The sequence below is a fragment of the Chromobacterium sp. Ag138 genome (assembly GCF_055181315.1).
In genome coordinates this window covers 957787-980645 of sequence record NZ_JBUPWA010000001.1, presented here as the reverse complement: position 1 = coordinate 980645, position 22859 = coordinate 957787, and the positions used below count along the sequence as shown (strand labels likewise).

At 60.1% G+C, this 22859-nt stretch carries 14 protein-coding genes; 9 read left to right on the top strand and 5 right to left on the bottom strand.

Translation table 11 applies throughout. From position 1 onward, the window contains the following. Positions 1-118 precede the first annotated feature (118 nt). From ACY3GB_RS04060 to ACY3GB_RS04035, 6 genes are all read left to right on the top strand, one after another. On the top strand, positions 119-1399 hold the full coding sequence (locus ACY3GB_RS04060; protein WP_463087611.1) for a diaminobutyrate--2-oxoglutarate transaminase: 1281 nt from the start codon (positions 119-121) through the stop codon (positions 1397-1399). A gap of 88 nt (positions 1400-1487) precedes the next feature. Then, positions 1488-8708: an amino acid adenylation domain-containing protein gene (locus ACY3GB_RS04055; RefSeq protein WP_463087610.1), complete on the top strand. Its 7221-nt coding sequence runs from the start codon at positions 1488-1490 to the stop codon at positions 8706-8708. Positions 8709-8801: 93 nt separating this feature from the next. After that, positions 8802-9701 (top strand): hypothetical protein, encoded by a 900-nt coding sequence (locus ACY3GB_RS04050; protein WP_463087609.1) that lies wholly within the window; start codon positions 8802-8804, stop codon positions 9699-9701. Between the two features lie 26 nt (positions 9702-9727). After that, positions 9728-10156, top strand: a complete 429-nt coding sequence (locus ACY3GB_RS04045; RefSeq protein WP_463087608.1) for a hypothetical protein — start codon at positions 9728-9730, stop codon at positions 10154-10156. 62 nt (positions 10157-10218) lie between these two features. Beyond that, the gene (locus tag ACY3GB_RS04040; protein WP_463087607.1) at positions 10219-11538 is read left to right on the top strand and encodes a thioesterase domain-containing protein; all 1320 of its coding nucleotides are present in this window, start codon (positions 10219-10221) and stop codon (positions 11536-11538) included. Then, positions 11535-12881, top strand: a complete 1347-nt coding sequence (locus ACY3GB_RS04035) for an MFS transporter (RefSeq protein ID WP_463087606.1) — start codon at positions 11535-11537, stop codon at positions 12879-12881. Before ACY3GB_RS04040 ends, ACY3GB_RS04035 begins: the two co-directional genes overlap by 4 nt. 211 nt (positions 12882-13092) lie before the next feature. Here ACY3GB_RS04035 and ACY3GB_RS04030 read toward each other — a convergent pair whose 3' ends face one another. Both ACY3GB_RS04030 and ACY3GB_RS04025 read right to left on the bottom strand, forming a co-directional pair. Beyond that, a complete protein-coding gene (locus ACY3GB_RS04030; RefSeq protein ID WP_463087605.1) occupies positions 13093-13986 on the bottom strand; it encodes a LysR family transcriptional regulator in 894 nt (297 codons plus the stop codon). Between the two features lie 69 nt (positions 13987-14055). Then, on the bottom strand, positions 14056-15840 hold the full coding sequence (locus tag ACY3GB_RS04025) for an aminopeptidase P family protein (RefSeq protein ID WP_463090916.1): 1785 nt from the start codon (positions 15838-15840) through the stop codon (positions 14056-14058). 97 nt (positions 15841-15937) lie between these two features. On the opposite strand from ACY3GB_RS04025, the gene ACY3GB_RS04020 reads away from it, so the two are divergent. Beyond that, the gene (locus tag ACY3GB_RS04020) at positions 15938-16114 is read left to right on the top strand and encodes a hypothetical protein (protein ID WP_463087604.1); all 177 of its coding nucleotides are present in this window, start codon (positions 15938-15940) and stop codon (positions 16112-16114) included. Between the two features lie 173 nt (positions 16115-16287). Then, positions 16288-16413, top strand: a complete 126-nt coding sequence (locus tag ACY3GB_RS04015) for a hypothetical protein (RefSeq protein ID WP_463087603.1) — start codon at positions 16288-16290, stop codon at positions 16411-16413. Between the two features lie 129 nt (positions 16414-16542). On the opposite strand, the gene ACY3GB_RS04010 is transcribed toward ACY3GB_RS04015, so the two are convergent. Then, entirely contained in the window at positions 16543-16947 is a 405-nt protein-coding gene (locus ACY3GB_RS04010; protein WP_463087602.1) for a VOC family protein, read from the bottom strand. Next, the gene (locus tag ACY3GB_RS04005; protein WP_463087601.1) at positions 16944-17528 is read right to left on the bottom strand and encodes a flavodoxin family protein; all 585 of its coding nucleotides are present in this window, start codon (positions 17526-17528) and stop codon (positions 16944-16946) included. Before ACY3GB_RS04005 ends, ACY3GB_RS04010 begins: the two co-directional genes overlap by 4 nt. A 68-nt stretch (positions 17529-17596) precedes the next feature. Between ACY3GB_RS04005 and soxR the strand changes: the two genes are divergently transcribed. Continuing rightward, on the top strand, positions 17597-18037 hold the full coding sequence (gene soxR, locus ACY3GB_RS04000; RefSeq protein ID WP_463087600.1) for a redox-sensitive transcriptional activator SoxR: 441 nt from the start codon (positions 17597-17599) through the stop codon (positions 18035-18037). Between the two features lie 301 nt (positions 18038-18338). On the opposite strand, the gene ACY3GB_RS03995 is transcribed toward soxR, so the two are convergent. Then, positions 18339-22664: an EAL domain-containing protein gene (locus ACY3GB_RS03995; protein WP_463087599.1), complete on the bottom strand. Its 4326-nt coding sequence runs from the start codon at positions 22662-22664 to the stop codon at positions 18339-18341. Positions 22665-22859: the final 195 nt, after the last annotated feature.

Here is a 22859-nt window from a genome sequence, read left to right as displayed (position 1 = left end):
GTATTGTTGTGATCCATTTGTAATTAAAATTTCTTTGTCGGATTGATTTTCTATGTGATAATCGTTTTTGTCTTTGAGTAAATATTTAATGATAAGTATATTCTTAAGGGTATGAGCCATGTCTGTAACAATCTTCAGTGAGTTTGAGTCAGAAGTGCGTAGTTATTGCCGAGCGTTCCCCGCAGTGTTTTCGCGCGCCAAAGGAGAGTATCTGCTTGCTGAAGATGGGCGGAAGTTTTTGGACTTCTTTGCAGGAGCGGGATCGCTCAATTACGGCCACAATGATGACGATATGATCGAGGCCGCCATATCCTATATGCGTAAAGATGGCGTTCTCAATGGCTTGGACTTAAATACTTCCGCTAAAGCAGAATTCATCGAAACATTCCGCACCTTGGTGCTGCAGCCTCGTGATCTTAATTACAAGCTCCAATTCACCGGACCGACGGGCGCGAACGCGGTGGAGGCTGCCATGAAGCTGGCCAGGAAAGTCACGCAACGGCCCGATATCGCCTGCTTCTCGGGTGGCTACCACGGCATGTCCCTGGGGGCGTTGTCGGTGACGGCCAATGCCGTCAAACGGGCTTCGCTGGTGGTGCAGGTTCCTGGGGTGGTGCGTTTGCCTTACGAGGGGGCGATTGAAGGCAACGTCGCCAGCCAGCTGAGAGTTTTGCAAGACATGTTGTGCCGTCCCGGCTTCGGCATCGATCCGCCCGCCGCGTTCTTGCTGGAATGCGTGCAAGGCGAGGGCGGAGTGAATTGTGCGTCGGCAGAGTGGCTGCAAGGGGTGGCGGCGCTCGCCCGCAAGCTTGGCGCCTTGTTGATTGTGGACGAAATTCAGACCGGCTGCGGCCGCACCGGGCGCTTCTTCAGCTTCGAGCACGCCTGCATCGAGCCGGACATCATTTGCTTGTCTAAATCCTTGGGTGGCGGCGGATTGCCGTTCTCGCTCAACCTCATCAAGCCTGAGATCGATATCTGGAATCCGGGTGAGCATAATGGGACCTTTCGCGGCAATAATCTTGCCATGGTCATGGCGACCGCCGCGCTGCGGAAATATTGGGCGACCCCGCACTTTGCCCATGAGGTCGAAGAAAAGGGCTTGGCCGTGGCGGCTTGCTTGAAAAGTGCGCTGCAATCCTTTGATGGCCAAGTCAGCGTAGTCGGCAAGGGGCTGATGATAGGTTTGCGTTTCCAGCATGCCGAGCACGCCCGCGAAGCCTCGCACCGTTTATTTGAATCGGGTTTGCTGATTGAGGTGTGCGGTCCTCGCAATGAGGTGCTCAAGCTGATGCCTGTCTTGACCATGGACAGGCAAGCCATGTTAGCGGCGGCATCGCGCATCGCCGCCTGCGCCCAGGCTTTGTTAAGCCGCTCGCTCGAATCAGAAACGGCCTGATTCTCCACCCATTTAATTTGACAAGGGCCCGCGCGACGCGACGGCCCTCTGTCGTCATGGCTGTTTCACACCGTTAGCCGTTCCCTTGATGACATATCACTTTATTAAGAAGAAGAGAAAAATGCATCAGCCTCAATCGCCCACAATCTATCCTCTTTCGGAAACGCAAAAAAGTCGTTGGCTGCAGTATCAGCTAAAACCGGAATCCGCCGGGCAATCCAATTCGCCATTTTGCGCGCGTGTGCGCGGTCTGACGCCGGACCGTCTGGAGGACGCGTTGAATCTTCTCGTTCGCAGACACCCGATGCTACGCGCGGCATTCGAAATTCATCAGGGGGAGTTGGCGTATCGGATTCTAGAAGATGTCTCGATCAGGGTGAATGTGGTGGATGTCGGCGCGGAAAGCGACGAGGCGCTTCGGCATCGTGTGGTGCGAGATTGCGAGCGCGCCTTCGATGTGACCCGTCCGCCCTTGCTCGCGGCCTATTGGTATGCGCGCGCGAACCAAGACCCCGTTTTGTTGGTTGTTTGCGAACATTTGGCGGTGGATGGCTGGTCATATTGGGTGGTGTTGGATGAGTTGGGTTTTGTGTTGGCGGGGGAACCGCTGGCGGAATTGCCGCCGCAGGACTTTGCGCATTATGTCCAGTGGCAGCAGAAATGGCTGGAAGGTCCGGTCGCGCAAGCGCAGCGCCGGCATTGGCAAGAGGTTTTGTCCGGCGAATTGCCGATTTTGCAGTTTCCTGCCGGCAAGAAGGTAGCAAGGGGAACCCAGGTGATCGATCCTGTGGTGCCTGAATCTTTGGCAAGAAAGCTGAACGACTTGGCCGACAGGCAAGGCAGCAGCTTGTTTGCCGTCATGCTGTCCGCGTATCAGATTCTATTGCAACGATACAGCGGTCTGGACGACATCATTATCGGCTCTAGTCTGCCGGGGCGAACGCGCAGCAAATGGGGGCGCGTGGTCGGGGAGTTCGTGAATTCGGTGGCGCTGAGATGCCAGATTGACGGCGCGCTGACTGTGCGCGAACACATTCGCCATACCCAAAGGCTGATTCGGCAAGGCATCGAAAACCAGAAATATCCCTTCGCCAAAGTGTTGGAAAGCCTTGGGGTGGCACGCAATCCGGAGGTGTCTCCTGTTTTCCAGGCCATGATGACGTTTCAGAACACCCGAATGGAGGGGGGGCTAGACAAGCTTTGGGTGGCGGAGGATGACGAAGCCGCTATTTCTTGGGGCGGCGCGGAGCTTCGGCGTTTCCCCTATCCGCTGATCGGCGACGCTTCGGTCACTTTGACCCTGGATGTGCTGGTGATCGACGACCGCATGCGCTGCCCCTTCCGCTTCGATGCCGCGCAAGTGGATGAAGCCTTGATGCGGCAAATGATTCAGCACTATTTCACATTGCTGGAGGCATTTGCCGAAGACGATTTGCAGACTGTAGGCGAGTTGCAGTTGTTGTCGCCGGCCGAACGCGAACAGGTGCTGAGTGGCTTCAATGCCACCGCCAGGGACTTTCCGCGCGAGGCCTTGATCCATCAAATATTCGAGGCCCAGGCCAAACGGACTCCCGACGCTCCGGCGGTTGAGCACAAGGGAGTAGCGCTGAGCTATCGCGAGTTGGATTGCCGAGCCAATCGCTTGGCCCGGCACTTGCGCGTGCAAGGCGTGCAAGCCGGCGAATTCGTGGCGCTGTGCGCGCAACGCAGCCTGGACATGGTGGTGGGACTGCTGGCGATCCTGAAGGCCGGCGGCGCCTATATCCCGCTGGATACCGCCTATCCCGCGGATCGGCTGGCTTACATTCTAGGAGACAGCCAGCCCTTGCTCATTCTGGCGGACGACGCCGGGCAGGCCATTCTGGAACCATTGCAGCTCGCGACCCGCCTGATCAATCTTGAGCGGCAGGGCGACGCCTGGTCGGCGCTTTCGGCAGACGCGCCTGCGTGCCTGCATCTGAACGCCGGCGACCTGGCCTATGTGATTTATACCTCCGGCTCCACCGGCAATCCCAAGGGCGTGATGATCGAGCATCGCAGCTTGGTCAACTATGTATTGGATGCGATTCGTTGGTTCGAGTTGACGCCGTCCGATCGCGTCTTGCAGCAAAATTCGCTGAACTTCGACCTTTCGCTGGAAGAAATGCTTCCGGCGCTGTTATCCGGCGCGTGCCTGGTGCTGGCGACTGAGTTGTTTGGCTCCGCGCCGTTGTCCGAGCACCGCAAGCTGGGCATCAGTTTCGTGCATATGACGGCCGCCCATTGGCACACCCTCGTTGGGCAATGGAGTGATGCGCCCTTGCAGGCTTTGCAGTATTTGCAGGGCGTGCGCTTAGTCAATGTCACCGGAGACGCATTGTCGGCGCAAAAAGTGCGGGTTTGGGAAAGCATCCGTCCAGAGTCTACCGGCTTGATCAATACCTATGGACCGACAGAAGCCACGGTTTCTTGCACGGCGACGCGACTGGGTGGGGAGTTTGAGGGCGTCAATGTCACGATTGGCAAACCGTTCGCCAATACCAGCATGTATATCCTGGATGGCAAGTTGCAACCGGTGCCCATAGGCGTGACCGGAGAGCTGTACATTGCGGGCGTCCAGGTGGGGCGCGGCTACCTGAACCGTCCGGAGCTGACGGCGGAGCGCTTCATCGCCGATCCGTTCAGCGCCGATGGGCAGGCGCGGCTGTACAAGACCGGCGACCTGGGCCGCTGGTTGCCGGACGGCAGCATCGAGTACCTGGGCCGCAACGACTTCCAGGTGAAGATCCGCGGTTTCCGGATCGAGCTGGGTGAAATCGAAGCCAAGCTGGCGGCCTGCGCCGGGGTGAAGGAGGCGGTGGTGCTGGCGCGGGAAGACGCGCCGGGTGACAAGCGGCTGGTGGCCTACCTGACGGCGCAGCCGGGCGCGGCATTAGAGCCAACATCGCTGCGGGCGCAGCTGTTGGCCGGCCTGGCGGAATACATGGTGCCGAGCGGCTTCGTGGTGCTGGAGGCGTTGCCCTTGACGCCGAACGGCAAGCTGGACCGCAAGGCGCTGCCGGCGCCGGACGGCGCGCAGCTGTCGAGCCGGGCGTACGCGGCGCCGGAGGGCGAGGCGGAGACGACGCTGGCGGCGATCTGGGGGGAGTTGCTGGGGGTGGAGCAAGTGGGCCGCCACGACAACTTCTTCGAACTGGGCGGACATTCCTTGCTGGCGGTGACGCTGGTGGAGCGGATGCGTCAAGCGGGCTTGCACAGCGACATTCGGCAACTGTTCGGCGCGGCTGATCTGGCGGCGCTGGCGGCCAGCCTGAGCGGCGAATCGGCGCTGGTGGCGGCGCCGGCCAACGGCATTCCGGCCGAGGGCTGCGAGGCGATCACGCCGGAGATGGTGACGCTGGTTGCCTTGAGCCAGGCGCAGATCGACGCGATCGCCGCGCACGTGCCGGGCGGGATGGCCAATATCCAGGACATCTACCCGCTGGCGCCGTTGCAGGAAGGCATCCTGTTCCATCACCTGCTGGGCGGCGAAGGCGATGCCTATCTGCTGTACGACCTGCTGGCCTTCGACAGCGGCGAGCGGTTGAACGGCTTCCTGGCCAGCCTGCAGCAAGTGGTGGACCGGCACGACATCCTGCGCACCGGAGTGCTGTGGCAAGACCTGCCGGAACCGGTGCAAGTAGTGTGGCGGCAGGCGCCGGTGCAGGTGGAGACGGTGGCGCTGGACCCGGCGGACGGTCCGCTGGCGGAGCAGCTGGAAGCGCGCTACCACCCGCGGCGCTACCGGATCGACGTGCGAGAGGCGCCGCTGCTGCGCGGCTTCGTCGCGGCGGAGGCGGCGACGGGCCGGCAGTATCTGCAATTGCTTTACCACCACTTGGCGATCGACCATACCACGCTGGAGCGGTTGCTGGAGGAAGTCCGCCAGCTGCAGCAAGGGCAGGGCGCGTCGCTGCCGCCATCGCTGCCGTTCCGGCAGTTCGTGGCGCAGGCGCGGCTGGGCGTGGGCGCGGCGGAGCACGAAGCCTATTTCCGTGCGCAACTGGGCGAGGTGGACGAGCCGACGCTGCCTTTCGGCCTGAGCGACACCCAGGAAGACGGCAGCCGGCAAGAAGAGTGGCGGACGCGGCTGCCGATGGCGCTGACCGACCAATTGCGGCAGCAAGCGCGGCGTTTCGGCGTCAGCGTGGCCTGCCTGGCCCACCTGGCCTGGGGCCAGGTGCTGGCGCGGGCGTCGGGCCGGACGCAAGTGGTGTTCGGCACGGTGCTGTTCGGGCGGCTGCAAGGCGGGGCGGGGGCAGACCGGGCGCTGGGGCTGTTCATCAACACGCTGCCGCTGAAGCTGGAGGTCGGCGCGGCGACGGCGCGGGAGGCGGTGAAGCAGACGCAGCAGGCGCTGACTTCGCTGCTGCGGCACGAACACGCGCCGCTGGCGCTGGCGCAGCGCTGCAGCGGCGTGGCGGCGCCGCAGCCTCTGTTCAGCGCCTTGCTGAACTATCGGCACAGTTCCGGATACGAAGGCGATGCGCCTGATTGGGATGGAGTTGAGGTATTGGTGGGCGAAGAGCGGACCAACTACCCGCTCATCCTGTCAGTGGACGACCTGGGCGCGGGCCTGGCGCTGACGGCGCAGACGCTGTCGAGCGTGGGGGCGGCGCGGGTGTGCGCGATGATGGAAACGGCGCTGGCGTCGCTGGCGGCGGCGCTGGAGTCGGACAGCGGCGAGGCGGTGCGTCGGCTGGAGGTGTTGCCGGCGGCGGAGCGCCGGCAACTGTTGGAGACTTTCAACGACACGGCATCCAGCTATCCGGCAGCGGCGCGGATCCACCAGCTGTTTGAGGCGCAGGCGGCGGCGCGGCCGGAGGCTGTCGCGCTGGTTTGCGGCGAGCAGACGCTGAGCTATGGCGAGCTGAACCGGCGGGCCAACCAGCTGGCGCATCGCCTGCTCGGCGTGGGGGTGGGGGCCGGCGACCGGGTGGCGCTGGAGGTGCCCAGGGGGGCGGAGCTGCTGATCGCGATCTTGGGCGTACTGAAGTCGGGGGCGGCCTATCTGCCCTTGGATGAGGGCCTGACGGCAGAACGGCGGCAATGGCTGCTGGCGGACAGCGGCGCGAAGCTGTCGGTGGACGCCGGCTGGCTGGCGACGCCAGGGACGTGGCCGGAAGAGAACCCGGCGGTCGCCGGCGACGCGGAGAGCCTCGCCTATCTGATGTACACCTCAGGCTCCACCGGGGAACCCAAGGGGGTGCTGGTGCCGCATCGCGGCATCACGCGGCTGGTCTGCGGCAATGGCTACGCCGACTTCCAGGCCGACGACCGCATCGCCTGGGCGGCCAATCCGGCCTTCGACGCCAGCACCCTGGAAATCTGGGGCGCGCTGTCGCATGGCGCATGCCTGGTGGCGATCGATAAGGACACGTTGCTGAGCGCCGAAGCGTTGGGCGCCTGCCTGCAACGCGACCGCATCACCATTCTGTGGCTGACCGCCGGGCTGTTCCAGCGCCATGCCCAAGGCTTGGGCGCGGCTTTGTCCGGCTTGCGCTACCTGATGGTGGGCGGCGATGTGGTGGACCCGCGGGTGGCGGCGCAAGTGCGGCGCGACAACCCGCCGGCGCACCTGCTCAACTGCTACGGCCCGACCGAAACCACCACCTTCGCGGCGACGCACGAAATCGGCGCGGAGGCGGAGACGGCGGCCAGCCTGCCGATCGGCAAGCCGATCGGCAACACCCGGATTTACATCCTGGACGGCGACGGCCAGCTGGCGCCGGTCGGGGTGGCGGGGGAAATCCATATCGGCGGGGTCGGGGTGGCGCGCGGCTACCTGAACCGTCCGGAGCTGACGGCGGAGCGCTTCATCGCCGATCCGTTCAGCGCCGATGGGCAGGCGCGGCTGTACAAGACCGGCGACCTGGGCCGCTGGTTGCCGGACGGCAGCATAGAGTACCTGGGCCGCAACGACTTCCAGGTGAAGATCCGCGGTTTCCGGATCGAGCTGGGTGAAATCGAAGCCAAGCTGGCGGCCTGCGCCGGGGTGAAGGAGGCGGTGGTGCTGGCGCGGGAAGACGCGCCGGGTGACAAGCGGCTGGTGGCCTACCTGACGGCGCAGCCGGGCGCGGAATTAGAGCCATCATCGCTGCGGGCGCAGCTGTTGGCGGGCCTGGCGGAATACATGGTGCCGAGCGGCTTCGTGGTGCTGGAGGCGTTGCCCTTGACGCCGAACGGCAAGCTGGACCGCAAGGCGCTGCCGGCGCCGGACGGCGCGCAGCTGTCGAGCCGGGCGTACGCGGCGCCGGAGGGCGAGGCGGAGACGACGCTGGCGGCGATCTGGGGGGAGTTGCTGGGGGTGGAGCAAGTGGGCCGCCACGACAACTTCTTCGAACTGGGCGGACATTCCTTGCTGGCGGTGAAGCTGGTGGCAAGCATCGCAGGTCGCATGTCTTATGCCGCCAGCTTGCAGGATGTTTACGCTTTCCCTTCCCTAGCCGAGTTGGCTCGTAGATTGAGCGCGGGGGGCGGGGGCGACGCTGCCATACGAGTGGGTGGACAGAGTGAAGAGGGGCGCTTGTTTATCCTGCATGAACTTCATGGTGGCATCGCCTATGCCAGAGATCTAGCTCAACACCTCGGGCAGGACCGCTCTATCTATGCCTTGCCTGGCATTGATGAGCATGGAAACTTGCTGAAAGAACCAGATATGGGCAGGTTGGCGCGCATTCACGCGGCTCGGATAAGAAGCTTGCAGGCGAAGGGGCCGTATAGCCTGGCAGGCTGGTCGGTCGGCGGCACGATCGCGCATGCGGTGGCAGCGGAATTGTCCGCCCAGGGGGAGGAGGTCGCCTTCTTGGGACTGATCGATAGCATGCCGGACTATTCCAGCCTCGCGGCTAGGCTGGAGCAGCGGCAACGGGCCGAGCAAAACGAGCGTGTCGCCATGCTGTTCTCATGGCTGGAGCTGGAGCATGACTATGACGAGGCTGGGCTGGCCAGTTTGCGAAGCTTGCCGGATCCAGACGAGATGTTGTTAACCGCGCTTAAGGATATCGGAACACCGGCGGCCGGGACGCTGACGGAAGAGTGGTCGCATTTGACCACCCGTTGGATGACGCTAAAAGCCGCGCTTTCTTATCAACCGAAGCGCTTGGCTGCGCCCACGGTTTTGTTCGTGGCTACCGACTCTCTTGCCGCGAATTTGGATGAAGGATGGCGTCAGTCATGCCCTGATCTGAGAGTGGAGACAATCAAGGGAGATCATTACAGCATATTGCAGATGCCTGCGATTTTGGCGTTGGGGGAAGCGTTCAGAAAACGATTGGCAGAGGAGGCTTGATCCTGACGATGGGTAAGGGCGGCTGGCCGGGGCAAGCATCCCCTGCCAGCCATCCGTTTGGCGGATTGCGTTTTGATTTCTAATGAATAAAATATGAAATCCAAAAATCAAATGTCACAGCGAGGCAAGATGACAGGCAAATGTGCAGTGCGCTCCGCTATCGGCTCCGGTCTGGCCGCGGCTTGGCTCACAGCCGCCGTGGCCGCAGGCACCGACGCGGATCTGGCTTCGAGTCGGAGCTATGCGGTCTTGCAAAAAGGGGAGGCGGTTTTTCAGGAAAACGCCAAGCTCGCGCCGAATGGAGTGCTCCAATATCGACTTTATCTGAACGGCGCTTCCAATGTGTCGGCGCCGACACTAAAGCTGTCGGGCAGGGGTGGATCCACGGCGGTGCCGCTTGGCGCGAGACAGGTTTTTTCTCTGCCGGGAATGGCGGCAAAGTCGGATTCCTCATTGAAATTGATGGTGTCGCCGGCGAGCGAGAGCATCAACTGGCGAGCCGAGGTGAGCACACCGGGCCTGCCGGCAGGGACCAGAAGATTGGGCGATCTGCGTTTGGAGTGCTTGGTGGATGTCAAAAGCAATCTGAATGGGCTGAATGAAGGCAAAGTCGAGTGCATGCCCGCCGCGACTAAGGAGGCTTACTGCATAGATGATATGCACAATTGTGCCAAATATGTGCCAGCCGCAGTCGGCGCGGCGGTTTTGGATGCAATCAAAGGGGTTGCTAGGTTGGAAGTAGAGAACGACCCTTACGAAGCCAAGCCATTCAGTTATTTGTTCATTGCTGACAGACCTTTGTTTTCAGTCTCCTTGCAGCAGGGCGGGCGCAAGCTGGTATTGCCGACAGAATGGCTTTATGGACTGCGGCAGCAACGGAGTCCGTTTTTCCACTGGCCTTATCCAAAGCAATATTTTTATTCGCTTCCGCTGAGCGATGCTTCTTGGTCTAACGATGCGCTCGTGGTCTTCGAATATATGGATCCAGTTTGAGCCGGTTTGAGCCGGGGAGGGAGAGCATGGCGCGAAGGATGGGGATGAGACGAGCAGCAAGGCTGTTTGGTGTGATGGCGCTGGGTATTTTGTTGTCGGCATGCGCCAGCGTTGGCAATGCCAAGCTGGAGGATGTGGATGAACCGTATGTCAAGCAAGCCTTGTCTCGGGGCGAAGGCACCAAACAAGGAATGGCGGGATTGCTTGGCCAGCCGCAGCGGAAGATAAGCTTTGATGGCGACAATGAAATTTGGGTGTATAGCTACCGGCAGTACAAGGCCAAACTGCAAAACTTCACCAATGTGAGTGTTTTGTTCCGCGGGCAGAGTAATTACAGCAAGGAATTGGTGTTGTTGTTCGACAAGTCAGGAAACGTGAGGCAATGGAAATTGTCGGCTAGCGAGGAAAGCGTGGGTACCGGATTCGCGACTCAGCTATTGCCGGCAGAAAACTAGGCATGGCTTGTCCATGATGGGCTGAATGGCGGGGATTGATCTGCCAATAGGATGAAAGACTGATGACTGTGAAGCGATGGATGGTGCAGGATAACATGAGCAGCGAAGCGGCGCTGGCGAGCCTCGAAGGCGAGGAGATTTGCCGGCTTTGGCTAGCCGCCTTGCCGGAGCATGGATTCCAGACGTTGCAAGGCTTGGCTTATGCGCTGGCGCGCGAGGTGCGCCGTTTGCAGCCCGATGGTCCTTATCGCCTGGCGGGAAAAGGCGTTCTGGGCGCGCTGGCTTATGAAGTGGGCTTGAAGTTGCGAGGCATGGAGCAGACTGTCGCCTCCGTTGCGCTGGAGGGCGCGCCTGCCTGGGTTCGACAGCCCGAAGAGTTGGCGGTCGAGCGGTCGCAAGTCAGTTTGCCGGCATGGCTATGCCGCTGTCTTTCATCCTATGTCCCCGAACCAGGGGATTTCCCATTGCAGCTAACGAATATGCGGGCATCCGCAGAGGCTTTCTGGCGCCCCTTGGGCGCGCAAGCGAACGCGCGAGTCCCGGCTCACCAACCGTTGGTGATGCTCAGGCAGGGACGGCAATCGTTGCCGCCATTGATTTGCGTGCCTGGCGCCGGTGCCAGCGTGGTGGATTTCTTCGCGCTTTCAAGCGCGCTGTCCTATCAAGGGGTCGTGTATGGGTTGCAGCCAAGGGGGCTGGATGGCAGACAGCCCCCGCATGTGACGGTCGAGGATGCGGCGCGGTCGTATCTGGAGGCGCTGCGCACGAGCGCGCCAGGGCCAGTGCATTTGCTTGGGCATTCGTTTGGCGGCTGGATCGCGCATGAGCTGGCGGCGCAGTTGCAAAGCGCGGGAACCAGCGTGTTGTCGTTGACGGTGCTGGACAGCCGGGTGCCGAATGATGCGCCAGGCGAGTATGGCCAGCGCGAAGTGCTGGGCAGACTGATTGCCTTATATCAGCAGGGATGCGGGGAGCCGCTAAGACTGGATGCGGCGGAATTGGCGGAGCGAAGTCCGGAGGAGCAAAGAAAGGCGCTGCATGGCGAATTGGTTAGAGTCGGCATTCTGCCTTCTCGCACCACCCCGGATATCTTGAGCGGGGTGCTCAGAACCTTTGCCTGCGCTTTGCGAGCCGGATACCGGCCAGAGCGCTTGTACCAAGGCCCCAGCCGGCTGGTGCTGGTCAAACCGTCGGAAGCGCGCTCGTCAGAAGACCCGATGCCGCGCGAGCAATGGATTGCGGGTTGGTGTAGATGGCTGCCCGATTTAGTGTTCTGGGAGGGGCCAGGCAATCACATCACCTTGTTGCGATCGCCTCAGGCTGGGCACCTGGCGGCATGGTTGGACGAAATGCTGTTCGACATGAAAGCGGTGGTTTCGTGAGCTTAGTGCTGAAGCGATTTCGATCCTTGGGCGCTGCGTTTGCTTGCATGTGGCTGAGCGAGATGATTACTGGCCTGGCCAGTCTATTGCTGCAATTCGCGCTAGGGGTGTGGATTTATCAAAAGACGGGCTCGGTCGAGGATTTTTCTTTTGCCTTATTGACGGGAACCTTGCCTGCGTTTTTGTTGCTGCCCATCGCCGGCGCTTGCGCGGATCTATTGGATCGAAGAAAAGTCCTGGTAGCCTGCGATTTCTTACTGTTGCTGCTGATTGGCCTTTTATCTTCCATGATCTGGCTGGATGCGCTGCTGGTTCCAGCTGCGATGGCGATGAATGGACTTGTCGCTTTGATCCATCTCTTCCGTAGGCCATCATACCAAGTGGCATTGAGCCGGCTGCTGCCTGTCAACCAACTAAGCCAGGCCAATGGATTACGGACCCTAAGCGATGGGCTGGTGCAACTCGCGGGACCCATGCTGGCCGGCGCGCTGATGTTCCAGTTTGGGCTGACGGGCATTCTGCCGTTGGAGATGCTGCTGATTGTGGCCGCCGTTTTGCTGGTGCTGCGAGCCATGCGGGGAACGACGGAACCGGCGGCCGCTGGCAACACGGTTGGCCGCTTGTGGCGGCACAGCTGCTCCAGCCTGACCAAAACGATGGCCTATCTGAACGGGCAAAGAGCGATGTTCGGTTTGCTGATCTATATGCTATTGCAGATTGCGCTGATCACGCTGGTTTCCAGCATGCTGACGCCGCTGGTGCTGGCCCGGCACGGCAGCGACACGCTGGGGATGGTGATGGGGTGCGGCGCTTTCGGCGCGATCGGCGGGGCGATCGCGGTCACCATCGCGAATCCCAAGCATCGGCTGATGCACTGGATCATATTGTCGGATCTGCTGTTGGCGGTCGCCGTGGCCATGGCGGGCTTCGCGGAAAAGCCCCTGTCGTGGGCGCTGGCCGCCACGGTGGCGATGGCATGCGGCAGCGTGTCCAACAGCTGCACTTTGAGTCTTTGGATGCGCAAGACGCCGCTGGATTGGCGGGGTAGCTTGTTCAGCCTGTTGGCTTCGATCAATCTCGCCGCGGTTTCTGCGATGCTGCTGGCGGGTGGCATACTGGTGGAGAGAGTGCTCGCGCCTGCGATGATGCCTGGCGGCGGATTGGCGGATCTGCTCGGAGGCTGGTTGGGAGTTGGGCAAGGACGAGGCGTAGCCTTGCTCTTCGTGTTGTGCGGCGTTGGCAGTTTGGCGATATCGGTGTTTGCCCTGCTGGGCACCAATCTGGCTCAACTTGACGATATGGTCGAAGATGCGCCAAGAGGCCTGAGCGAGTCTGTGGCCTGAGCATGCCTGGCGACGGGCTGGCGCCGACCGTGAGCGGTCGAGGCTGCCCCGCCTCCAAACAGCCAGCGCGTTGCCGGCGTGAGCGAAGGCCATGTCTTGGCCAGCATGGGGTAATCTCTTTGCACGCCAAATGCGTGATCCTGAAACATATGCCGCGCATCTCGCGGCAAGTCGACGGACGGGCGTCCGACGGTACTCGAAATGGCCGATTCTAAGCGGCGAACTGCTCCAGCAGGAAATCTATCAGCCGCCGTATCCGCGCCGGCTGCAGGCGGTGGCCGGGGTAGAGCAGATGCAGCGGCGCGGGCTCGGTGAAGTAGTCGTCCAGCACCGTCGCCAGCCGGCCGGCTGCCAGATCGGCGGCGATGTCCAGCTGCGATTTATAGGCGAAGCCGAGGCCCTGCACCGCCCAGCGGCGCAGCACCTCGCCGTCGTTGCTCTGGCGCGCGCGCTCCAGCCGCAGCGTTCTGATTTCTCCCTTTTCGCGATAACGCCATTCGTTCATCGGCCCGTGGCTGGTCATCAGCGTCAGGGTGGGGAGCGCGGACAGTTCCTGCGGGTGGCTGGGCCGCCCCAGCCTTTCCAGCAGCGCCGGCGCGGCGCAGACCACGCGCCGGCTGGCCGCCAGCTGCCGCGCCACCAGGCTGCTGTCCGCGGGCTGGCCGTAGCGGATGGCGAGGTCGATGTCGTCGCCGATCAGGTCGGCCGGCGTGTCGCTGAGCGACAGCGAGAAATGCACGCCGGGGTGCTCGGCGCCGAAACGGTCCAGGTAGCCCAGCAACTGGTTGCGGCCGAGATCGGACGGCGCGGACAGGCGGATCACTCCGCTCAGTTCCCGCTGTTCCTGCTGCAGCCGGTGCTCGCCTTCCTCCAGCAGCTCCAGTGCCTGCCGGCAGTACGTTAGATAGGTTTCGCCGGCCTCGGTCAGCCGGAGCCGGCGGGTGGTGCGCTGGAACAGGCGGGCGCCTAGCGCTGCTTCCATGCGCTGGATGCAGGCGCTGGCGGCCGCCGGGGACAGGCCGTGCTTGCGGCCGGCGGCCGAGAAGCTGCCAAGCTGGGAGGCATCCTGGAACAGGCGCAGGTCGGCCAGGCGGTCGAACGGCATCGATCTTTCCTTGCAAAAACGAAACAGGCCATGCCGCGGGGCATGGCCTGTCGACAGTATCGCCGCAGTTTACAGCGTTTCGGTGTTGGCCAGCAGCCAGTCGCGCGCCGCGCCGTCCACCAGCGGCAGCAGCCGCGCGCGCACTTCGGCGTGGTAGCCGTTCAGCCAGGCGATCTCCGGCCGGGTCAGCAGCGAGTGGTCGATGCAGCGGCGGTCGATCGGGCACAGCGTCAGCGTCTCGAACTTCAGGAAGTCGCCGAACTGGTTCTGCTCCGACGCCACGTTCAGCACCAGGTTTTCAATGCGCACGCCCCATTGGCCGGCGCGGTACACGCCCGGCTCAATCGACGTGATCATGCCTTCCTGCATCGCCATGTGCGGCTCCGGCACCGCGCGCGAGATGCTTTGCGGACCCTCGTGCACGTTGAGGAAATAGCCTACGCCGTGGCCGGTGCCGTGGCCGAAATCGATGTCGTGCTGCCACAGCGGCGCGCGCGCCAGCGCGTCCAGCATCGGCGACAGCGTGCCGCGCGGGAAATGCGCCATCGACAGCGCCAGCGTGCCTTTCAGCACCAGGGTGAAGTCGCGCTTCTGCTCGGCCGAAGGGCTGCCAACAGCCACCACGCGGGTGATGTCGGTGGTGCCGCCCAGGTACTGGCCGCCTGAGTCGATCAGCAGCAGGCCGTCGCCCTTGATCTCGCTGTGCGCTTCCGGGGTGGCGTGATAGTGCGGCAGCGCGCCGTTGGCGTTGAAGCCGGCGATGGTGCCGAAGCTGGGCGAGACGAAGCCGGGCCGGCGCGCGCGCGCGGCGGTGATTTCTTCGTCTATGGTCAGTTCGGTGATGCGGGCGCGGTTGACGTTGGCTTCGAACCAGGCGAAGAACTCGGCCAGCGCGGCGCCGTCCTGCTCCATCGCGCGGCGCACGTGTTCGGCTTCGGCCGCGCTCTTGCGCGATTTCATCAGGGTGCTGGGGTTGATCGCCTCGACCACCCTGACGCCGTCCGCCACCGCCTGGCGCAGGCCCAGCGTGACGCGGCGGGGGTCGATCAGCAGCGCGCCGCCGGCCAGCGCGGACAGCGCCGGCTTGGCTTCGGCGTAATCGGCCACGCGGACGCCGTCGGCGGCCAACTGGACAGCGAGGGCGGCATCTATCTTGCCCGGCGCAACGAACAGCGTGGCGGAGCCAGCCTCGATCAGCGCGTGGGCGATGAACACCGGGTTGTAGCTGACGTCCGCGCCGCGCAGATTGAACAGCCAGGCGATGTCGTCCAGCGTGGAGATGAAGTGGCGCTCGGCGCCGGCCGCGCGCATCGCGTCGCGCACGCGGGCGAGTTTGGCGGCGCGGCTTTCCGGCGCGTAGGCGGCGTCATGCTGGTAGACGGCGGCGGCGGGCAGCGGCGGCCGGCCGGGGTAGATCGCGTCGATCAGGTCGATATCGGTGCGCAGAGCGATGCCGCGCGGCTCCAGCGCGGCTTGCAGCGCCTTGGCGGCGGCCAGGCCGAGCACGTCGCCGTCCACCGCCAGCGTCTGGCCGGGCTTCAGCGTGTCCGCCAGCCATTGCAGGTGCAGGCTGCTGGCGGCGGTATCGATTTTCATCAGTTGAACGCCGGTGCCGGCCAGTTCCTGCTCGGCCTGAACCCAGTAGCGGCTGTCGGCCCAGACGCCGGCGAAGTCGGCGCTGACAATCAGCGTGCCCATCGATCCGGTGAAGCCGGACAGCCATTGGCGCGCCTGCCAGCGCTTGGGCAGGTATTCGGAAATGTGGGGGTCGGACGAGGGTACCAGACAGGCATCGACGCCGGCGTTCTTCATTGCTGCGCGCAGCGAGGCGATGCGTTGCGGAATGGTGTTCAACTCTGGGGTTGCTACAGTGTTCATGCCGGCTCCGGGAGGGTGGTTGCATGCATTCTGTAAGCAAAGGAAACGCCGCGCAAGTGGATGAGCATGGTTCATGGCTGGCATGCTCATCCGCCGGCGCGGCGTTTATGGGGCCGAGCGTGGCTCAGCGATGTTTGATGCGGCGGTGGCCGGGGCGTCCGGCGACGTTGCAAAGCTGGACGAGCGTGGACAGAAAATGCTTCATCATGGATTCCTTTGTCGTTTTATCGCTGGTCATGGCTCAGTGTGAGCGTGGGGTAGCGGGAATTTGAATGATAATGGCATTTATTGGTTTGGCAAGACATTTGATGCAAGGCAAGATGTTGCGCGCATTTTTGTTGCGTTTCCGGCATTCCTGGCGATTCTTACTATACTGAGGCCGGTGTCGGTCATGCCGACGCTCGACTAAATCAGGAGCGAATCATGAGCAAATCCAGACACAGCAGCAAAGAGTCGAAGAAACAGCCGTTGATGACGCCGAAGGAGAAACGGGCCGCCAAGCATCAGAAGAAGCATGCGCCGGAAGCCCCCGTCATCGTTCCTCACTAGCCGGCCGCGCCTGAGCGGCGCCATCGCCGAACCCGACCGCCTGGCATGGGCGGATATTTCCGGCCGCTTGGCCGGACAAGAGGACAAGCCTCCCGAGCATGGCGCTGCGGGAGGTTTTTCATTGGGTTTTCAGTCTTGTGCCAGCCGCATCTTCAGGGCCGCGTAATCGTAGCTGGTGATTTCGTAGCCGTTGCCGTCCGGATCAAGGAAATACATCGACCAGGAAAGGTCGTGGTCCACCGCCTCCGGCTGCTTGCCCAGTTCTTGCCGCAGATGGGCGCGCCATTGCAGGAAGCCGTCGGCATCGACGCCCAGCGCGATCACTGAGCCGGGCATGACTTCGGCCCGCTCGAACAGCGCCAGCTTGAGGGTGCCGGCCGCATTGGCGACGGTCAGCGGGCCGCGGCCGGGGCTCCAGGACTCCAGCTCCGGCACGCGGGAGAGGCCCAGCACGCGGCGGTACCAGGCTTCGGCGGCGGCGCGGTCGCGCGCGTATACGTGGATGTGGTCTATGCCATGGATGTCGGGTGTCATGCCTGTTGCTCCTTGGTGAGCGCGGCGGCGCGCATGCGTTGCGCCAGCCTGGCGACGCGCCGGCCCAGATGGCGGGCGGTGGCCAGATCGGACGGGTGCAGTTTGCCATCCGGGCTGTGCGCGGTGGCACCCAGCTGGCAACCCAGACGGTTGAGTCCCTCCGGACTGTAGCCGGCGGCGATGTCCAGCCCGCACCACAGCATGCCGTGCTGGGCCGCCAGCGTGGCGAAATAGGCCAGCGTGCATTGCTGATCGCCGTTCAGGTTGCCGCCTATGGTGAAACCGGCGGCGATCTTGTCGGCCCAGGCCTGGCGGCACCAGCTGGCGCTGCTGGCGTCGGCGAAAGCCTTGAACTGCGCGGCGGGCCCGCCCATGAAAGTGGGGCTGCCGAAGATGATGGCGCTGGCGTCCTGCAGCTCGTCGACGAAGGCCTGGATTGGATAACGGCCGTGCTGGATGTGTTGCGGCAGGATGCGCAGCAGACGGGCGTGGCCGTGTTCCGCCGCGCCTTCCTGGACGGCCTCGGCCAACTGGCGGGTGCTGTCGCCGCTGGAATAATAGACGATCTGGATGTGGCTCATGTCGTTCGCGTAATGAATGATTGCCGTGCTATTGTCAAAGTTAAAGTTAACTTTAAGTCAATGCGAATATGGAAGATAGCGCCATCACCATAGGCCGGCTGGCCAAGCGCACCGGCGTGGCGGCCAGCGCCTTGCGGTTTTACGAGGCGAGGGGGCTGATCAGCAGCGTGGGCGAGGCGGGCAAGACCCGGCGTTACCGCCGCGACGCGATACGCCGGGTGTCGTTCATCCGCGTGGCCCAGGCGATGGGCATGAGTCTGCAGGACATCGGCGCGGCGCTGGCCGAGCTGCCGTCCCAGCGCACGCCGACAGCCGACGACTGGGCCAAGATCTCGCAGGCCTGGCGCCCGTTGCTGCAGGCGCGGATAGACGCGCTATCCCGGCTGCGCGACCAGCTGGACAGCTGCATCGGTTGCGGCTGTCTGTCGCTGGAGCGCTGCAAGCTGTACAACCCTGACGATGAGGCAGGGGAAAAGGGCAGCGGGCCGCGCTTTTTGCTGGATAAGTAAAGCATGAGCCGTACCGCCGCATCGACTTGGGCAAATCGAGCAGGTCCAAATCAGCAGGCCTCGCGTACTGCGACCGAAGGCGCCGCCCAGCAGCTCGTCGCCGGGGGGCGCGGGTCAAACCACTAGCGGTTGGCGATCAGCATGGCTCGGCAGCGGGCATGCCTGTTTCCGCTTGGCGCAGAAATCCGGAGGATCTGTTCTTCGGTAAGTTGCTTCTTCATGCCCGCTCGCCATATTGTGGCGAGCTGGACGCTAAAGTCAGGTGCTATTCAATATGGTGGGAGAGGGGCGTCGGCAGCGCTTAGTGCGCGAGCTGTAATTTTTTTGTTAATTCGACCTTGGAAAGCGGCGGACTCAGCCAAAAACCCTGAAGCACATCGCAGCCCAGATTATTTAAAACTTCAGCTTGTTCCTGGTTCTCTACCCCCTCGGCAATGACTTCAAGACTCATGGCGTGCGCCATGGAAATGATCATCTCAACCAGCGTCATGGTTTCGCTTTCATCCAGCATGGAGCTAATAAAAGCGCGGTCGATTTTCAGCGCCTGTACTGGTAGCTTTGCCAGGTAGGCAAGAGAGGAATAGCCTGTGCCAAAATCATCGATAGCAATCGCTAGATCAAATTTCCGTAACTGATGCAGTGTTTCAATGCTGTTATCGATATTTTCCATAATCTGGGTCTCAGTAATTTCAAGATCGATGCCATTTTCACTTGGATAGCGCTGCAGTATGGATGACAATGTTGAAATAAAATCAGTTTGCTTGAGTTGCCACGGGGAGACATTAACCGCAATGCGTGGAGTGTGCAAACCTGCGCTCTTCCATTCATGAAAATCTTCGACAGCCCGCTGCAATACCCAAATGCCAACTTGGCCTATCAAGCCAAGCTCTTCCAGGATCGGGACAAATTCGGCCGGCGGAACGAGCCCGAAGTCCGGGCTTTGCCAGCGGATCAAGGCTTCCACACTTACCAAGCGGTGAGTGCGAGCATGGTACTTGGGTTGATAGTGAAGCACGAACTGTTCACGTTCGATGGCCTGTCGCAGTTTGGCTGCCAAGGACAGCGAGACAAGCGCGCGCTCAGTCATTTCCTGGCGATAAAATAAAAATGGTTTTGCTTCTGCTTTTGAACGATTCAGAGCCGACTCAGCACGCTCCAGCAAGGTATTGGAGTCGAGTCCATCGTCTGGGTACATGGCAACGCCAAACTTGGCTGAGAGCCTCAGTTCGATATCGTCAATTACGGCAAATGTGTCTCCTAGGCAGTTTTGCTGCAAGTAGTCAATTCGTCGAGCAACCTCCTCTTCGTTTTGTGTGTCAGGCAGCATCATGACGAATTGATCTGCGCCATATCTGGCTAATAGATTGGCATCGCCTAGATGTTCCGTCAGACTGGTTGCCAATTCATGAAGAATGTGATCTCCAACCCGACGGCCAAATACATCATTGATGGTTCTGAAATGTTCAATATCCAGGAGCGCGACTGCTAGCTTGCTGACTTCACGTTCTGCGTCTATCGTTTTCAACGTCAAACGCTCGCTAAGCAGGGAGCGATTGGCAAGGCCCGTGAGGCTATCATAATAAGAAAGGTAATCCAGCTTTTCTTCTTTTAAGATATGGTCGAGCGCGAAAGCGATGTCATCTGATAGTTCTTGCAGAAGTGCGGTTTCTTGTTTATCGAATACCCCAACCTCTCTTGCATATAGTGCCAAAACCGCAGTTGTTTCGCCATTGACGATAATTGGCAGATACGCTGCGGCCTGGGGAGTATGGACTGAAAGGCTTGTGTCGGATTGAAGGGGTATGGTCGCGGACTGCACATCATTGCAAACCACCATTCTCGCAGATTGCACGGCACGATAAACTGCATCATCTCGAATGACGGCATCCTCCCCGGCGCTGAAATTAATCTGTTGAGGGGTGCCATCATCCATGCCGTAACAGGCTGCAACGTGCCCTTCTTGGCTGGAGGGGTCAATAATGCCAAGCCACGCCATCTGATATGCGCCTACCTCTACGGCGATGCGGCAGGCATCATCGAAAAGCTCATTGCGGCTATGGCAGCGTACAATCAAGGCATTGATGCGGCTTAATACCTCGTATACTCTGCTTAGATGTTCTATATGCTGACGTAACAATGATTGCTGCAAGGCAATGGATAACTGGCGGGCATAACCTTCCGCAAGATCTTGCTGTACTGCGGTGAAAGCGCCTGGCTCTTTTGACGCGAGGTTCATGACTCCCAGTAATTTGCCTTCGGCCAGCAATGGAATTCGGATGTATGACTGCATGCCTTGTTGATATAAGCGTTCCAGGATAGTTGATCGTTTGGTCATCGAGCCAAGCTCATCCACTCGGCAAACCTGTCCTTTTTCCAAGCGTCTTAAGTCATCCAAACCATAGCTGAAAAGTGATAATCGTTGTCCTGGGTTATAGCTTGAGCCTGGTGCGCGTTCCATGGCCAATACTTGCGCCTGATGCTCTTCCCAATCGATAATCATGGCTGTAGCACCCCAGAATGGTACCAGTTTACGCAGGTAACGCAAACCTAGCTGTGCCACCTGATGTGGCGTTTGCGCAGCTAGAATTACCCTTCCTAGCTCATTGAGTGACTCCAAATGCTGCAAATGTGTTTCCAATTCGGTACGAGCTTGCATTCTGTCGCTGATATCTCGTATGACTACCGTAATAAAACGCTTGCCGTCTAATTCTAGCTTGGAAAATGATGTTTCCACGGGGAAGACAGAACCATCCGCTCTGATGCCTAGAATTTTTCCATCCTGGCTCCCAGTGCGACGACTGGTTACGGGGCTCTGACTGAAAGCTTTGATACGTTGTGTATGTGCCGTGCGAAAGGCGGGAGGTAATAGAATATCCAATGGTTGCCCAACAGTGTCACAGGATTTTCTACCGAACATGATTTCAGCCGCTGGATTGAAAAACGTAATATGCTGCGCATTGTCAATTGTAATGATGCCATCCATTGCGGAGTTGACAATGCTGGCGTAACGCTTTTCGCTATCCCGCAATTCTTGTTCAGCCGCTTTATGTGCAGTCAGGTCCTGGGTGACTTTGGCAAAACCTACCAGCAAACCAGCCTCATCTCGAATGGAATACACAACCGCCTTAGCCCAGAAACGGCTGCCGTCGCGCCGAACACGCCAGCCTTCATGCTCTGCTCGGCCATTTTCTGTTGCGTGAGTTAATAATGAGTCCGGAATGCCCGCATCTTGGTCTTCCTTAGTATAGAAACAAGTAAAAGACCGGCCGATGATTTCATTGGCAGAATAACCTTTAATGCCTTGGGAGCCGATGCTCCAGCTTTTTACCATCCCATTCGTATCAAGCAGGAAGAAGGCGTAATCCGTGATGGCGTCCACTAGTAAACGAAATTCATGTTCGCTGCGGCGTAATGCTTCTTGTATGCGATGCTCTTTGCTGACATCCAATACTGCTCCGTGGACATAGACATCTCCGCCAAACTGGATCAACTGCCATGAAAGTAGAGCGTGGAAGGTCTCGCCGTTAACTTTTCGCAACTGAACGGGGGCTCCGCTTATGCGTTGGCAACTCTGCATTTCGGCTATCAGCCTTGTTCTATCATCTGGATTGACCCAGATTGCTAGATCCTGAGTGGTGCGTCCAATAGCTTGATGCGTATCAACATGAAATAACTGCCTGAAAGCTTGATTGATTTCGATCAACCGGCCATCTTCCTTGCGCGATAGCCCCATTGCAACTGGACTGCCTTCAAAGATGGTGCGAAAGCGCTCTTCACTTTGTCGCAATTCAGCAGACTTGGCCTCTAATGCGCGTAATGATGCGACTAAGCGTGAGCGAGCGTGAGACTGATACTCGCCAAGCATGCTCAGCACAACTCCATTGAGCACTAGTAGGCTAGTTTGTAACAAATCAATCCCTAGATGGCTGACGCTACCCGCTGACATAGAGAAAAGCAGTGCTATGCTTCCTGTCGAAATTGCTGTTGCAAGCAAACCAGGCCCCAGTCCGCCTAGAATGGCGCTTAGACCAATCGGAATCAGAAACAGTATTAATAGTGGGCGTTGGGTGAACTCTGGAGGAATATTGATGCGAACCATTACGACCAAGATTGAGCCAATGATGGAAAAAATATAACTTTTCCACTTGTCACTAGGTGGTGTAAATGAAACCGGCGCGGCGAATTTTTCTTCACGAAGGGAGCGGAGACTCCAAAATAAAAGCGTCGCCGTTACGAAAGTAAACGATGCATCTTTGCCACTGGCTATCCATATGCCCACTCCTTGGCTATCAAGCAGCCAGTCTGGAATGACCAGCCAAAGAAGAGCTAGCAGGGTGTAAATTGTGGTGGTGGAGAGCACCAAACGGTGAGGGTGGGCGCATGCCCAATTCGATAGCTTTTCATAGTGGAGTAGTCTGGCAAAATGATTGGGGTGCACTCTGAGCATAGAGAAGTATAACAAGCTAGCTGACACAAAAATAAAGAATATATCCCATGCGAGCCCGCCAAATACAAGCTCCCCTGCTTGCCCATTGAACAGGATGTCCGGAATGACAAGCCAGGCAAGCGAAACAAGAATATAAGTCAAAGTTATTGTTGTTATATGATGCTGGTTGTTTGCAAGCATACGTCCCTCCCAGTCCCCCCGCTTGAAAACCTCATTTGCGGTGTTGGTTTTGCTGATATGCCAAGCGATAGCGCTTGCTTGAGGCGGCAGCCTTCGGTTCAAGCGACGCTATTCATTTTTAATCTAGGAAAATTCCAGTAGTTAAACCAACCTGACTTGATCGGGCTGTACTGCGTGCTGATAGGCCCTGCGCAT